We start from the raw sequence: 15,489 nt of genomic DNA on the forward strand, positions 1-15,489 counted from the left end.
GCCACGGGTGCGACTGGCGCCACGGGTGCCACCGGAGCCACGGGTGCGACTGGCGCCACGGGTGCCACCGGAGCCACGGGTGCGACTGGCGCCACGGGTGCCACCGGAGCCACGGGTGCGACCGGAGCGACCGGAGCCACGGGTGCGACGGGTGCGACCGGAGCTACAGGTGCCACGGGTGCGACTGGTGCGACTGGCGCCACGGGTGCCACCGGAGCCACGGGTGCGACCGGAGCTACAGGTGCCACGGGTGCGACTGGCGCCACGGGTGCCACCGGAGCGACCGGAGCCACGGGTGCGACTGGCGCCACGGGTGCGACCGGAGCCACGGGTGCGACCGGAGCGACCGGCGCCACGGGAGCGACTGGCGCCACGGGTGCCACCGGAGCTACAGGTGCGACTGGCGCCACGGGTGCGACTGGCGCCACAGGTGCGACTGGCGCCACAGGTGCCACCGGAGCCACGGGTGCGACCGGCGCCACAGGTGCCACCGGAGCCACAGGTGCGACTGGCGCCACAGGTGCCACCGGAGCCACAGGTGCGACCGGAGCCACAGGTGCGACCGGAGCGACTGGCGCCACAGGAGCGACCGGAGCCACGGGTGCGACTGGCGCCACAGGTGCCACAGGTGCGACCGGAGCGACCGGCGCCACAGGAGCGACTGGCGCCACGGGTGCGACCGGAGCTACAGGTGCGACTGGCGCCACAGGTGCCACAGGAGCGACCGGAGCCACAGGTGCGACCGGAGCGACTGGCGCCACAGGAGCGACCGGAGCCACAGGTGCGACCGGAGCGACTGGCGCCACAGGAGCCACAGGTGCGACCGGAGCGACTGGCGCCACAGGAGCGACCGGCGCCACGGGCTCGGCTGGTGCGACAGGTGCGACCGGAGCGACGGGCTCGGGCGGCGGTGACACAGGTGACCACAACCATGGCAATAACGGCTTTGGCAATGGAGATCAGGATGCACCTGGTGGTTCCGGGGACAACAACAATGGCGAAAACGGCCCTGGTCACAACCACGCCAAGGTCACGTCCGACACCCTCGGTCTCAAGGACACTGCGAAATTCCTGCAGTCGGGCTCGACCGACGGCAGCGGTGATCCCGGCCATGCGTCGTTCCGCAACCTAATCGGCCTTGCGTCCACAACCGTGACGACGGACCTGCTCAACGTCCTCAAGACGATTGGCGGAGGTCAGAACCAGAACACGCCGTCGGGGGCGAGCACGGATCTCACCTCGGACCAGACCAAGTCTGGCGCCGGCTACGCCAGCAACGACCACACCGTCAAGACGACCCTGAAGGATCTCTTGAAGCCGCATGAGTGAGCAGGATTGTTGAATGGGCCACGGACGGAGATTGGTCCAGGTTTGAAAAGCGCGCGCGGGCTTCGCTGGAAAGCGAGGCCCGCGCGTTCATCATCTCGAAACAGGGGGTGGCATGAGAGTCGCGCGGCCGATCAGTTCGGAGTACGATGGGGCATTGCCGGAAACCTCGGCGGAAACGCCTCGGCCCGGCCATTGTTGAACCTCGCCCTGCGTACCGGATGAGAAGTCCATGGTGAACGTCCCCGCAAACCCCGAAAACTCGCCAGTCTCGATCCGCGCGGGCACCGAAGTCGAGACCGTAGCGGACCAGGCGAGCGGCCAGAACGCAGCCGCGCGAGCCCCTGGCGGTCCTGCCGAGCTCGACCAGGTCGGGCCGCGGCTCAAGGCGGTGCTGCGGGCCGCGCGTTATCACGGCGTTGAACTCGATCCCAACGAATTCAGGGCAGCGAGCGAGATTCCGACCGCCGCCGATCTCTCCGAGTGGGCGCAGAACGCCGGCATGTGGTCGCGCGCCGTCCGCATCCGCTGGTCCCACCTTTTGCGCTTCCAGGACACCGGACCGGTCGTCCTGTTGTTCAGCGATGGCGGCGCTGGTCTGCTCACCGGGGCGAGTGCCGAGCGGAACGTCGTCTTCCTCAAAAGCGCTGACGCGCCAGACGATGGTGAGGCTATTGCCATCGATGAGCTGCGGCTGTCGCAGGTGTGGACCGGCGAGGCGGTGCTGCTGCGCGTGACACGGTCCCATGTGGCGGCGGATGCGCCTTTTACTCTTCATTGGCTCGCCGAGCTGGTGCGGCTGGAAAGCCGGCCCCTGCGCGACATCGCCATTGCCTCGTTCACGCTGAGTGTCCTTACCATCTTGCCGCCGCTCATCGTCATGACGCTGGTCAACAAGGTGCTGCAGTTCAACAGCATCTCGACGTTGGTGCTCTTGTCTGCGGTGATCGCCGTGGTCTTCGCCTACGAGACACTTCTTGGCCATGCGCGGCGACTGATCATCAACGTCGTCGGCGCCCGTCTGGACACCAAGCTGCAACTGCACATCTTCAGTCGGCTGCTGCGCCTGCCGCTCGACTATTTCGAGCGCCATCCGGCCGGCGAAACGATGTATCATCTGGCCCAAGTCTATCGTATCCGCGAATTCCTGACCGGAAAACTCCTCAGCACGTTCCTGGATCTGATCACGCTCTGCGTGCTGGTACCGGTCATGTTCTACATCAACGCCACCCTCGCCTGGGTGGTGCTGGCCTGCGCGGTCGTGATCATGCTGATCATCCTGGCCTATCTCAGACCGCTGCGCCGGAGATACCAGAGGGTGGTCGACGCCGAGACCTGGAAGTCGGCGGCGCTCGGCGAGACTGTCGTCGGAATCAAGACGGTGAAGGCGCTTGGCCTTGAGCCGCAGCGTAAGGCGCTCTGGGATGAGCGGGTGGCGGAAGCGGGAAAGGCTCGTCTCGCCTTCGGACAGCTCGCCAACTGGCCGCAGACCCTGGTCACGCCGATCGAACGTGTGATGGTGCTCGGCACCATGCTGATCGGCGCCTATCTCGCGCTGAACGACCGTTCGGGCTATATGGTCGGCAGCCTGTTCGCCTTCATGATGATCTCCCAGCGCGTGGCGCAGCCGCTGGTCGGCCTGGCGCGACTGGTTGAGGACTACGAGGAGGTCGGTGCAGCGATCGGGGAGGCAGCGTCGGTCCTCAACCGGCCGCTGGAGAGCAGTTCAAATTCCACCGGCCTGAGACCCAGGCTTGTCGGCCAGGTCGCGTTCAGCGACCTGACCTTCAGCTATATCGGTACCAAGACACCGGCGCTCGACCGAGTCAGCTTCCACATCCCAGCCGGGAGCATGTTTGGCATTGTTGGGCGCAGCGGGTCGGGAAAATCGACAATCGCGCGCCTCCTGCAGGGGATCAACCGCGACTACAGCGGCTTCCTCAAGCTTGACGGCGTCGACCTCAAGGAGATCAACCTGCGCCATCTTCGCCAAGGACTCGGCGTGGTTCTCCAGGACAACTTTCTGTTCCGCGGATCGATCCGCGACAACATCATCGCCGGGCGCGCAGGCCTAACGCTTTCCGACGCCATGCGTGCCGCGCACCTCGCCGGCGCCCAGGAATTCATCGAGCGTATGCCGAATGGCTATGACACCTACATCGAGGAAGGTTCGCCCAATTTGTCAGGCGGTCAAAAACAGCGGCTGGCGATCGCGCGCGCCCTCATCCACGATCCGACCATCCTCATCCTCGACGAAGCGACTAGCGCACTCGACCCGGAGAGCGAGGCCGTGGTCAGCGCCAACCTCATGCGCATCGCCAGCGGGCGCACCATGATCATCGTTTCGCACCGGCTCTCCTCGTTGACCGAATGCGACAATATTCTGGTCATGGATCAGGGCAAGGTCCTCGACGTCGCGCCGCACGCGACGCTGCTTGAACGATGCGCGCTCTATCGCCAGCTGTGGTCGCAGCAGAACCGGCACCTCGACGGCCGCCGCGGCCGCCCGGTCGCCATCCCGCCGCGGTTGGTTTGACGATGCTGCGGCTCATTTGCGCTTCAGGTCAGGTAACCCATGAGTAGTACCTCGCTCACCACCCTCCCCGCTCGGCGTCATCGGATGGAAACGAGGGACCCGACGATGCCAGCCATACTCGAGTTCCAGTGGCCGTCGACGGCTGTCGCCAATGCGCCCATTCCGCAGGCGGCGCGCGGCATCGTCTGGATCATTACGAGCCTGGTCATCGCGCTGATCGCCCTGGCAGGACTGATACCCGTCGATCAGGTTGTGACGGCCAGAGGGCTCGTGGTGTCAAAATCGCCCAACATCGTCGTGCAGCCGCTAGAGACCGCGATCGTGCGCTCGATCGATGTCCGTGAAGGTCAGCACGTGCAGGCCGGTCAAGTGCTTGCTCGCCTCGATGCTACCTTTGCTTCAGCGGACCTGGCGGCGCTTGCGATGCAGGTTTCGACGCTTGAAGCCGAAGTGGCGCGGCTGAAGGCGGAAGCCGATGGCCAGACCTTCAACTATGACGGTCTCGACCCAAGCTGGACCCTGCAGGCATCGATCTTTGAGCGCCGCAAGGCGGTCTACGACGCCAAGGTTGAAAATTTCGACCGCCAGCGCGACGAACTCAGTTCCGTAATCTCGCGTTCGCTATCGGATGCCGATGGCTACCGCCAGCGGCTCGCGGTCGCGGGCTCGATCGAAGAGATGCGCAGGCAGCTCGAAGCAAGACAGGTGGGCAGCCGCCTCAACACACTGCTCGCCGAGGACAATCGCGCCGAAATGTCCAGGGCGCTCGGCAATGCCGAGCAGACTGCAGAAGCCGCGAAGCTCCAGCAGGCGGCGGTGGCCGCAGAGCGCAACGGCTACATTCAAGGTTGGCGAGCGGATGTTTCGCAGAGTCTTTCGGAGGCGAGCTCGCGGATGTCCGACGCTCGCGAACTTCTCAACAAGGCAAAGCTGCGCAAGCAGTTGGTCGAGTTGAAGAGCGAAGTAGACGCCATCGTTCAATCCGTGGCCAAGGTCTCGGTCGGTTCGGTCCTGCAGTCCGGCGAGCGATTGATTACGCTGGTGCCGGCCAACGCGCCGCTTGAGATCGAGACAAACATCGTCGGCCGCAGCAGCGGCTTTGTGCATGTCGGCGACCCGGTGGTCATCAAGTTCGACACCTTCGCCTATTCGCAATACGGCCTCGCTCATGGCACCGTGCGGACGCTCAGCCCTGATTCCTTCTCTGCGCAGGACCAGGCTCGCGATCCGAACAGCTCCCTGGCCATGCTGCCTTCGGACGCCGAACCGTTCTACCGCACGCGAATTTCCATCGACCAGGTCGCCCTCCACGGCGTGCCTGCCGGTTTCACCGTCAGCCCCGGCATGCCGGTGACCGCCGACGTAAAGGTCGGCCGGCGCACAGTGCTCAAGTACATTCTCGGTGTGATGCTCCCGATCGGCCAGGAGGCGATGCGGGAGCCATAGAGTACTGATGAATCAGAGGCCCGGATCGATGACAATCCTAAATCGGCTGACTGGTCTGGCCTCCCCGGCGGCAGCGTTGCGCCGGGCGATCCAGCTCGCTGACGGCGGCAAGCCCGCTGAAGCCTTTCCGCTGATGGCGGTAGCGGCGCGCGCGGGGATCGTCGACGCCGAGTACCGGGTCGCGCGTTGCTATCTCGAAGGCTCGGGTGTGCCGCCGAGCCGTATGGAAGGTGCGCGATGGCTGCTGCGGGCAGCCAACCACGGGAGCGCCGATGCGCAAGCGCTCCTCGCCGCTCTCTACCTGACCGGGCTGGTGACCAAGGAAGCTGATGGCACGGGCGCCGAATCGACGCAATTGTTCAAACCGGATTCCTCGGGCAAACCAGACTTCACGGCCGCGTTCGACTTTGCAACCAGGGCGGCCGAGGCGGGCTCGGCAACCGGACAGGCGATCCTCGGTTACATCCTTACCAGCGGCCCCAAACCGATGCGCAATGCAGATGCGGCGCACCGCTGGTACGAGAAGTCGGCTTTGGCTGGCTGCGCCGAAGGGTGTCTCGGCCTTGCCCTGTCACTCGCCCGGCGTGGCAATCGCGAAGATCGGGTCAGGATTGCGGTCGAGGTAAGACGCGCTGCCGACGCCGGCTTGCCGACCGCTACCTATCTTATGGCGGTCCTTACCGAGCACGGACTCGGCGTGGTACGCGACATGGCTGCAGCCGCCCGACTGTATCAGGCTGCTGCAGAGAAGGGCCTTCCCTCCGCCCAGTTCCGGTTGGGATTAGCACTTATTGATGGTGGACTCGTTGACCAAGATATCATTGCCGGAGAGGCCTGGATGCGACGTGCCGCCTTGGCCGGCAATATCGAAGCAGCCTATCTCCTTGGCGATCGTTATGTGAAGACGCAGCGGCCGGATTTTGCAGAAGCCGCAAACTGGTATCGGCGGGCGGCCGAAGCGGGTCACCAAGCCGCAGCCCGCGCTTTGGCATCTCTCTACCTGACGGGGAACGGCGTAGCCGAGGACGTCCAAGAGGGGGCGCGCTGGCTGCGCGCTGCCGCAAATCACGGCAATCAGGAAGCACAGATCGACCTCGCCAATCTCGTCCTCGGCGGAGCCGGCGAGCCGGACGACCGCGCAAGCGTTGCCGGATGGTTCGAGGCGGCCGCATCATCGGGCGACCTGATCGCGGCATTCAATCTTGGGCTCTGCTTCACCAATGGGGTTGGCGTCCGCCAGGACGAGGGGCAGGCGGCTCAATGGCTGAGGCGCGCGGCCGAGGGCGTCGCCGAGGCGCAGTACATGTATGCCCGCCTCCTACAGGATGGACGCGGCGTGGCGGCCGACCCAACGCAGGCCCGTCTGTGGTTTGCCCGGGCGGCCAATGGCGGCGTGCTGGACGCGCAGGTGGCGCTTGCCGAGATGCTGCTCAACGGGCGCGGGGGCACACGCGCACCAGACACCGCAGTGCAGCTGTTCCAGGGGGCAGCCGCCGACGGCCACGCCGGGGCGATGTTTGCACTTGGTGCGCTGTACGCAGCCGGCCATGGCCTGCCGATCGACCAGACGGCGGCGCAGAAATGGTTCGTCGCCGCCGCCGAGCGTGGGCATGGCCAAGCCCAACTCATGCTCGGGCGCTATCTCTCCAAAGGTCTCGCCGGGGAGAGCGACCCAGCGGCCGGTCGCCTTTGGCTCGAGCGAGCGGCTGCACACGGTATCAATGAAGCAGCCGAAGAACTTGCCGAACTCGTCTCGGGTTGAGGCCTGCAAGTGCAAGCACGCCAAACCACGCACGTCTGCGATCGACAGGCAAACGGTGTTGCACACACCCTACTGCAGGCGGTGTGTTTTGAACGCTGGCATCCACTCGATTCCTGCCGAATTTCCGGCTAGGCTGGGCGATAGATGGCTCAGCTCTGGTGGGTGAATCATAATCGGACCGCACGTCAAGAGATTGATGGGCAGCACCTTTGGTCCCCCAAGACCGAGAGCAATGGCGCGCGACGTGAGTTCTACAACAATATGCGCCGTGCGACGCCTGGCGACCTTGTCCTTTATGCCCATCAAGCAATTAGGTATGTTGGCGGGATAGCGGAATTCGCCTTCACCGTTCTGAAACCAATGGAGTTCGGAGAGACAGGAGTTAACTGGAATCAAGAGGGGATGGCCCCTGCCAACCTTTTGGACACCGCTTTGCCGTTCGATCCGTCCCAAAACGATAATATGGAGTCTCGGCCGGCTCCTGCCGAGCGATATTCGCCATTCCATCCAGTTTCGGGCTCAGGTAATCAGAAAGCCTATCTGACGGGCATTCCACGGGATACTTTCGATTTGGTGATAGCTGGCGCCACTATCAGCCACGAGGCGCTGTCAAGCGGCGGCTCGGATTACCCGACCTTTGGAGTGATTAATAAGCTTTTGGACGACATCGTCGAACGTCGTATAGCGGACGACGATCAGCCTGAAGGCACGATCAAGAAGTGCGTCATCCTTGGACCCCTTGGGTAATACAAATTGAAAATTGCGCCATCATGTTTCAAAACAGGTCGGTAGACCAGGATGGTTTCGAAGCCTGCGGGTCGCTCACGGTCCTCAATGCGAGAATTCTAAGAGACGTTCAACAATGACACAGCACGTACAAAACGCTCGAATTCTCATGTACAGCCACGACACGTTCGGGCTCGGCCACTTGCAGCGCTGCCGGACGATCGCGCATTCGCTGGTCGAGGATTTCCGCGGACTTCAGGTGCTTATCATCTCGGGTGCGCCTATCGCTGGCGCCTTTGACTACCGCGCACGTGTCGACTTCGTGAAGATCCCCAGCGTCATCAAGTTGCGCAACGGCGAATACACTTCGCTGGAAAAGGATATCGATCTGCATGAGACGCTAAGGATGCGCCAGTCGATCATCCGCCACACAGCCGAGAGCTTCAGGCCGGATATCTTCATCGTCGACAAGGAGCCGCTCGGCCTGCGCGGTGAGATCGAGGACACGCTGTCCTACCTCAAGACGCGGGGCACCACCCTCGTGCTTGGCCTGCGCGAGGTGATGGACGCGCCGCATCTGCTCGAAGCAGAGTGGGCGCGCAGGGATGTGATGCGCAAGATAGGCCTGTTCTACGACAAGGTCTGGGCCTATGGTCCGCCGGATTTCTACGATCCGTTGACCGGCCTGGATGTGCCGCCGGCTGTCAGGGCAAAGATGAAGTTTGTCGGTTTCCTGCAACGGAGCCTGCAGAAGAACGAGTTGCCCGGCCACCGGCCCGAGGGCGACTATATCCTCGTTACCACCGGTGGCGGTGGTGACGGCGCCGATCTGATCCACGACGTCATCGATGCCTATCAGCAGGATCCGCAGTTGCAGCATAGGGCGCTGATCGTGCTTGGGCCTTACATGCCGGCGCGCAAGCGCAACAAGCTGCTCAGGAAGGGGTCCAAGATCCCCTATATCAAGATCATCGAGTTCGACAACCGCATGGAAGAGCTGATTGCCGGCGCCAAGGCGGTAGTGGCGATGGGCGGTTACAACACCTATTGCGAGATACTGTCTTTCGACAAGCCGGCGCTGATCGTGCCGCGCGTCGAGCCCCGCGAGGAACAACTGATCCGCGCACGGCGCGCAGCCGAACTCGGCCTCATCGAGATGCTTTTGCCGGAAGAAGCCGAGGATTCCCAGCGGTTTGCCGATGCACTGAAGGTGCTGCCAGACCGGCCCCGTCCGTCGCAGAGCAATCCGCATCTGACGCTGGAAGGGCTGCCTCATATTTCTGAAATCGTCGCGGAACTGCTCGACCGGCGGGCCGGCCATCACCTTTCGGTCATTGAAGGCATGAACTGAGTTGCAACATCGCAAGATCGTCGTGGTTCTGAAGGGCTATCCGCGGCTGTCGGAAACCTTCATCGCGCAGGAACTGCTCGGTCTGGAGCGTGCGGGGTTCGACCTGATAATCTTCGCGCTCAGGCGGCCGACCGACGCAAAACGCCACCCCGTGCATGACGAGATCAAAGCGCCCGTCCATTATCTACCGGAATATCTGCATGAAGAGCCGCTGCGCGTGGTTCGCTCGCTGTTTGCTTGTCTGCTGCGGCCGGGCTTCTGGCGCGCGCTCGGATCGCTTGCGGCCGATATCCCCCGCGACTTTACGCGCAATCGCGTGCGCCGCTTCGGGCAAGCGCTCGTGCTGGCGACCGAATGGCCGAAAGACGCGGGCTGGCTACATGCACATTTCGCGCACACGCCGGCATCGGTGACGCGCTATGCCAGCCAGCTTCGTGGCCTGCCCTGGAGCTGCTCGGCTCATGCCAAGGACATCTGGACTTCGGCGGACTGGGATCTGGCTGGCAAGCTTGCCTCGGCGCGCTGGACGGTCACTTGCACGAAAACCGGCTTCGACCGTCTGAAAAAACTCGCTAACGGCAACTCGTCTGTGCATCTGAGCTATCATGGGCTCGACCTTGATCGCTTCGGCATTTCCGGCGAGGCGCGAAAGCAGCATGACGGCTCGGCGCCGGACGAACCGGTCCTCATCCTGAGTGTCGGGCGCGCCGTTGCAAAGAAAGGTTACGACACGTTGCTGGAGGCTCTCGCCCTCTTGCCTGGTGATTTGGCGTGGCGTTTCGAGCATATCGGCGGCGGCGAGGAACTGGAACGGCTCAAGGGGCTAGCGCAAAAGCTCGGACTGGAGGGTCGCGTCTCCTGGAAAGGCGCGCTGGCGCAGAAAGAAGTGCTTGAGCACTATCGCAGTGCCGACATCTTCGCCCTGGCCTGCAGGATCACCGCAGATGGCGACCGGGACGGTCTGCCGAATGTCCTGGTGGAGGCGGCTAGCCAGCGGCTTGCCTGCGTGTCGACCGATATTTCCGGCGTGCCGGAGCTTTTATCGCCGGATGAAACCGGGCTGCTGGTTCCGACGGAAAACCCAGTTGCCCTGGCACAGGCGCTGGAGCGCCTGATCCGTGATCCCGTGCTCCGTGCCCGCCTCGGCGACGCCGCAGAGGCGCGCGTGCGCGGCAATTTCGATCATATGGCAAGCATTGGACAGCTCAAGGAATTGTTCGAGCGGGAGTGGCGGGCCGCCGAATGAAGCGGCCGCGCGCTTTCTTCTATGTCCAGCATCTGCTCGGTATTGGCCATCTCGCGCGCGCCAGCCGCATTGCGGCGGCTCTGGTCGATGACGGGTTTGACGTAACCGTGGTGACCGGCGGAGCGCCGATCGCGGGGTTTCCGGGACCGGGTGTAAAATCTGTAACCCTGCCACCTGTCACCTCCGGCGATGAAGGATTTTCCGGACTTGTCGACCTGCAGGGCAAACCCATCGACGATGACTTCAAGAAATGGCGTTCAGAGATGTTGCTGCAGGCATTCCGGGACTGCAGGCCTGATATCGTCATTGTCGAGGCGTTTCCCTTTGGGCGCCGGCAGATGCGTTTCGAACTCTTGCCGCTGATCGAGGCCATCGACGCGACGTCGCCCAGACCGCTGCTGGCGACGTCCGTCCGTGATATCCTTCAGGAGCGCGTCAAGCCGGGCCGAAACGAGGAAACGGTCGATCTCGTCAACAGGCATTTCGATCTTGTTATGGTCCATGGCGATCCGGCTTTCGTAGCCATCGACAAGACATTTCCGCTGGCTGGGACGATCAGGACCGAGGTCACCTACACAGGGCTAGTTGCCGCGCCGCCACCCCCCGCGGCCCCCGAGCGCTTCGATGTTCTGGTGTCGGTTGGCGGCGGGGCTGCCGGAAAGGGCCTTGTCAGCTCCACCATCGCAGCGGCACGGAATGCCAACAACGCTTGGAAATGGTGCTTGATCACCGGCCCAAATCTGCCGAAAGACGAGGTTGACGCGATTGCACGCGACGCCACGCCGGGCCTGTCAATCTTCCGGTTTCGCGAGGATTTCGCCAGCCTGCTGACCGGCGCCCGCCTGTCAGTCTCGCAGGCCGGCTACAACACGGTCTGTGACGTCCTGCGTGCGGGTTGTCGCTCCCTGCTCGTTCCCTTTGCAGCCGGCGGGGAAACCGAACAGACGGTTCGCGCCCTGATGCTCGAAGAACTCGGTCTTGCAATGGTGCTGATGGAAAAGGACCTGACGCCTGAAGGTCTGGCGCAAGCGATCGAACAGGCGCTTGTGGGACCGACGCCATCCGCGCATCGTCTCGATCTGGAAGGCGCGCGTCGCTCGGCGCAAATCCTGCGCGAGCGGTATCGAACATGGTCCCTAAAAGCGGCCTGGTTTCGGAAAGGTTCATGATCAAACAGACGCTGGATCCTGACGCGCGTCGCGTCTGGTGAGATTGGTGCGACGCGCTTCAAGTCCTTGTTTTAATGCATGTCGTTGTCCCAAAACCGCTACGCGCTTTTGGCCGAAATGCATCAAACAGTTCCAATCAGCATGAAGCGCGTATAATTTTTTGTCGGCAGTTCGCCGGAGAACCGCACCTCCCGTAGCGCCGCCATTGCTTCGAAGGCTGCAAGCGACGCCACGCAATTGATGTGCGTCGGCTCGCTGAAATAATCGTTCGATTGCAGCAGCACATTCGTCCCCCGCGGAAGCAGGGCAAGCCATGCGCCCAGGTCGGCTATGTGTTCGCAGCTCGTATTGATCACCAGGTCGGGCCGCCCGGCCGCATAGTCGAGTGCGTACATATCTTCCGTCAGCGCCCGGAAGCGGTCGCCGGCTTCCCGGTTGAGGGTTCGGGCGACCGGTCCGACTGCAGGATCGATGTCGATGCTGTCGATCGCCGTGATGTCGAAGCGGGCGTCGTTGAAAAGCATTGCCGGCAATACGCCGTACCATCCACCCAGAACCCATATGCGCCCGAACCGGCCGCCGCAGCTTTCGAACAGCCTGTCGAGCGCCCACATCTTGCAGGCGACCTGCTTGTGGTTGAAGGCGTTGGCGATATCGGCCGTCGGATGCTTGGCGATGACGCGCGCCAGCCCGGCCACGAGAGGATGGTTGACGTAGGCTGCAATTCCCCGCGTGAGGTCCAGGGCTTGCTCGCGCCTGTCAATGCCGGCATTGCGTGGTTGCGTGACATCCATCATATTCGTCTTGTATGGTGGGATTTCGGGCGACACAACGCAATCTTGCCCCCAGCAAGGCTGTTTGATCCGCGGACATGAATATGCTGCTAGCCGCTTCTCCATTGCCCGGTGCCGGAGAGTGCCGGTTGCATCTGTCCGGACCGTCGGCGTCCTCCATGCACCGCAGCTTCGAGCGTGTCGCTGGCGACGAAGACATTGCCGATACGCCATTCGCCGGCAGGTGCTTTTGCACCCTGCATCCTTCCAACTGAAGGATCCACAGTCGCATATGGAACCCAGCCTAGCCCGCTATATCTGGAAGCACACCAGGAAGCAGCAGATCTGGATATTGATGATCGTCTTGCTTTCGATGATCCCGTATTTCATGTCCTTCGACCTGCCGAAGCTGATCGTCAACGGCCCAATCCAGGGCAAGGGGTTCGAGCAACCCGGCGCGACCCTGCCCTTCATGAGGCTGCACTATAACCTGCCGTTCATTGGAGAGGTGCAATTCTTCTCCGGTTTTCAGCTCGACCGCACGGAGACGCTGTTTGCCCTGAGCCTCGTGTTCCTCTTGCTGGTCGTCATCAACGGCCTGTTCAAACTCTACATCAACACCTACAAGGGCCGCCTCGGCGAACGCATGCTGCGGCGTATCCGCTTCGATCTGATCGATCGTGTGCTGCGTTTTCCGCCGGTTTACTTCAAGCGGGTGAAATCCGCCGAAGTGGCGACCATGGTGAAGGACGAGGTGGAGCCGCTGGGCGGCTTCATCGGCGATGCCTTCCTGCAGCCGGTACTGCTCGGCGGCCAGGCGCTGACGGCTATGCTGTTCATCATGATCCAGAACGTCTGGCTCGGAATGATAGCGGTCGTGATCGTGGTGATCCAGATCGTGCTCATCCCGCGAATGCGGCGGCGGCTGATCGTGCTCGGGCGCCAACGGCAGTTGACGGCGCGCGCGCTTTCGGGCCGGGTTGGCGAAATCGTCGACGGCATCGGCGCGGTTCACGTCCACGATACATCAAACTACGAGCGCGCCGACATAGCTGCCCGGCTCGGGCTCATCTTCAAGATCCGCTTCGATCTTTACCAATGGAAATTCATGGTGAAGTTCCTCAACAATTTTCTCGCGCAGCTCACGCCCTTTCTGTTCTACATGATCGGCGGGTATCTGGTCATCGGGGGCCGGCTGGACGTCGGCCAGCTCGTGGCCGTGATCGGCGCCTACAAGGACCTGCCCGGACCGATGAAGGAACTGATCGACTGGGATCAGGATCGGCAGGATGTCCAGGTCAAATATCAACAGGTCGTTGAACAGTTCACCGTCGAGGGTCTCATCGCGCCGAAAATCGGGGCATTGACGATCGACGATCCTGATCCGATGACCAACCCCCTGTCGGCGATCAGTCTGTCCATAGCAGACGATGGCGGTGCAATGCTCCTCAACCGGATCTCCCTCCAGATCAAGCCGGGTGAGACCGTGGCGCTGGTCAGTACCGCAACAGGTGGAGCGGAGGCGCTCGCAGAAGCCTTCGCGCGGCTGCACTGGCCGGACAGCGGAAGGGTCACTTCGGGCGCCGACGACCTGCTTGAACTCCCCGAAGCAGTGACCGGCCGGCGCATGTCCTATGCCTCGTCGGACGTTTTCCTGTTCCAGGCAAGCCTCCGCGATAACCTGCTCTACGGGTTGAAGCATGCGCCGCTGACATCGGTGCCTTATGACGGTGCCGCGGCAGACCAGCGCCGCTGGAACGTCGACGAGGCACGCCGGTCGGGCAATCCGGATCTTGATATCCACAGCGACTGGATCAACTATGCTTCCGCCGGCGCTACCGGCCCACACGACCTCTTTGAAGCCGTGCGCCGTGCGCTCGACGCGGTTGTTCTGTTGCGCGACATTCTGGATCTTGGCTTGCGGTCTTCGGCCGACCTCACGCGTCACACGGAGCTTGCCAGGCGGATCGTCGAACTGCGTGCGGCGCTGCGAACCCGGCTGGAACACGAAGGGCTGAGCGGACTGGTGGTTCCTTTCGAACCGGGCGCTTACAACAAGGAAGCAACAATCGGCCAAAACCTGCTCTTCGGCGCTGCCGCTGGCCCCGAACTGGCCGACAGGGCCCTGGCGGCCAACCCCTATTTTGCTTCTGTGCTGAGGCAAGCCGGCCTCGACCGCACGCTCTACGAAATGGGCATGGAGATCGCCGAACAGACGATCGAGCTGTTTGCCGACCTGCCGCCCGATCATCAGTTCTTCCAGCAGCTCGCCTTCATGAGCGCCGAGGAGATACCCGCCTACGAAACCTTGCTGCAACGGCTCAAGAACCGTCCTCACGAGGCGGTTTCGGAGAACGATCGCGCCATGATCATCACCTTGAGCTTTGCCTATATCGAGCCCCGGCACCGCTTCGGTCTGCTGAGCGACGAGTTAATGAGCAAGATCGTCGCTGCACGCAACCGGTTCTATGAAAACCTGCCGGCCGAACTGCAAAATGCGGTCGAACGGTATGATCCTGCCAAATACATTGCCGCGGCCACCGTCATGGATAATGTCCTGTTCGGGCGTGTGGGCACCAACCATCCCGACGCGCCGGACCGCATACGCTCCATCGTCTATGACATTCTTGACGAGCTGGGGCTTTATGCCGAACTTCTGGATGTCGGCCTGGACTTCAACGTCGGCTCCGCCGGCAGGCGGCTGACCGGTGGACAGCGACAAAAGCTCGATGTTGCCCGGGCCTTGCTCAAGCGCCCCGATTTTCTCATTCTCAACCGGCCGCTGTCGGCGCTCGACCAGCGCATGCAAGATAAGGTGCTGCGAAACGTGCTCGAGGAAGCCAGGCGCGACGGGCATTCGCCGGCAATTGTGTGGGTCGTGACGAATCCGGCAATGGCGGTGATGTTCGATCGCGTTGTCGTCTTCGACGCGGGTCAATTGGTGGAAGACGGAACACACGAGACACTTTTGGCAGGGAACGGTATTTACAAGGAATTGCTGTCATAGAGCATTGGACATTCAGATGGGATCATTCTGCCGGTGGGAACTTGCTGCATGGTCATTGAGGTTTTCGGCTGATCGGGCTCGCCACCTTTCGCGTGTCTCGTCTGTCCATCCGGTAACAGAATTGATTCCATCCGGGCGACCGTTGCT

The 15,489-nt window shown here is 62.5% G+C and carries 9 protein-coding genes and 1 pseudogene; 9 read left to right on the forward strand and 1 reads right to left on the reverse strand.

Annotated elements, in window-relative coordinates:
• The 8 genes and pseudogenes from AC1DVW_RS22485 to AC1DVW_RS22520 form a co-directional block, all read left to right on the forward strand.
• A pseudogene (locus tag AC1DVW_RS22485) lies at positions 1-1,329 on the forward strand (hypothetical protein); the annotation flags it as partial.
• 229 nt (positions 1,330-1,558) lie between these two features.
• A complete protein-coding gene (locus AC1DVW_RS22490) occupies positions 1,559-3,862 on the forward strand; it encodes a peptidase domain-containing ABC transporter (protein ID WP_477325991.1) in 2,304 nt (767 codons plus the stop codon).
• A gap of 105 nt (positions 3,863-3,967) precedes the next feature.
• Positions 3,968-5,308 carry an HlyD family type I secretion periplasmic adaptor subunit gene (locus tag AC1DVW_RS22495; RefSeq protein WP_477325993.1) on the forward strand — a complete coding sequence of 447 codons (1,341 nt, stop codon included), beginning with the start codon at positions 3,968-3,970 and terminating at the stop codon, positions 5,306-5,308.
• A gap of 28 nt (positions 5,309-5,336) precedes the next feature.
• The gene (locus tag AC1DVW_RS22500) at positions 5,337-7,070 is read left to right on the forward strand and encodes a tetratricopeptide repeat protein (protein ID WP_477325995.1); all 1,734 of its coding nucleotides are present in this window, start codon (positions 5,337-5,339) and stop codon (positions 7,068-7,070) included.
• A gap of 144 nt (positions 7,071-7,214) precedes the next feature.
• Positions 7,215-7,817: a hypothetical protein gene (locus AC1DVW_RS22505; RefSeq protein WP_477243172.1), complete on the forward strand. Its 603-nt coding sequence runs from the start codon at positions 7,215-7,217 to the stop codon at positions 7,815-7,817.
• 115 nt (positions 7,818-7,932) lie between these two features.
• On the forward strand, positions 7,933-9,147 hold the full coding sequence (locus AC1DVW_RS22510; RefSeq protein WP_477243171.1) for a glycosyltransferase family protein: 1,215 nt from the start codon (positions 7,933-7,935) through the stop codon (positions 9,145-9,147).
• A 1-nt stretch (position 9,148) separates the two neighbouring features.
• Entirely contained in the window at positions 9,149-10,393 is a 1,245-nt protein-coding gene (locus AC1DVW_RS22515; protein WP_477243170.1) for a glycosyltransferase, read from the forward strand.
• Entirely contained in the window at positions 10,390-11,562 is a 1,173-nt protein-coding gene (locus AC1DVW_RS22520) for a glycosyltransferase family protein (protein ID WP_477243169.1), read from the forward strand. Before AC1DVW_RS22515 ends, AC1DVW_RS22520 begins: the two co-directional genes overlap by 4 nt.
• Positions 11,563-11,684: 122 nt before the next feature.
• Here AC1DVW_RS22520 and AC1DVW_RS22525 read toward each other — a convergent pair whose 3' ends face one another.
• The gene (locus tag AC1DVW_RS22525) at positions 11,685-12,359 is read right to left on the reverse strand and encodes a class I SAM-dependent methyltransferase (RefSeq protein ID WP_477325997.1); all 675 of its coding nucleotides are present in this window, start codon (positions 12,357-12,359) and stop codon (positions 11,685-11,687) included.
• A 268-nt stretch (positions 12,360-12,627) separates the two neighbouring features.
• Between AC1DVW_RS22525 and AC1DVW_RS22530 the strand changes: the two genes are divergently transcribed.
• Positions 12,628-15,342 (forward strand): ABC transporter transmembrane domain-containing protein, encoded by a 2,715-nt coding sequence (locus tag AC1DVW_RS22530; RefSeq protein WP_477326260.1) that lies wholly within the window; start codon positions 12,628-12,630, stop codon positions 15,340-15,342.
• Positions 15,343-15,489 lie beyond the last annotated feature (147 nt).

Source organism: Mesorhizobium sp. P3_B5 (assembly GCF_056402815.1).

What these genes read in the sequence shown, in the direction of transcription:
- AC1DVW_RS22490 (WP_477325991.1), top strand. Translation starts at nt 1,559, where the DNA reads ATGGTGAACGTCCCCGCAAACCCCGAAAACTCGCCAGTCTCGATCCGC.
- AC1DVW_RS22495 (WP_477325993.1), top strand. Translation starts at nt 3,968, where the DNA reads ATGCCAGCCATACTCGAGTTCCAGTGGCCGTCGACGGCTGTCGCCAAT.
- AC1DVW_RS22500 (WP_477325995.1), top strand. Translation starts at nt 5,337, where the DNA reads ATGACAATCCTAAATCGGCTGACTGGTCTGGCCTCCCCGGCGGCAGCG.
- AC1DVW_RS22505 (WP_477243172.1), top strand. Translation starts at nt 7,215, where the DNA reads ATGGCTCAGCTCTGGTGGGTGAATCATAATCGGACCGCACGTCAAGAG.
- AC1DVW_RS22510 (WP_477243171.1), top strand. Translation starts at nt 7,933, where the DNA reads ATGACACAGCACGTACAAAACGCTCGAATTCTCATGTACAGCCACGAC.
- AC1DVW_RS22520 (WP_477243169.1), top strand. Translation starts at nt 10,390, where the DNA reads ATGAAGCGGCCGCGCGCTTTCTTCTATGTCCAGCATCTGCTCGGTATT.
- AC1DVW_RS22525 (WP_477325997.1), bottom strand. Translation starts at nt 12,359, where the DNA reads ATGATGGATGTCACGCAACCACGCAATGCCGGCATTGACAGGCGCGAG.
- AC1DVW_RS22530 (WP_477326260.1), top strand. Translation starts at nt 12,628, where the DNA reads ATGGAACCCAGCCTAGCCCGCTATATCTGGAAGCACACCAGGAAGCAG.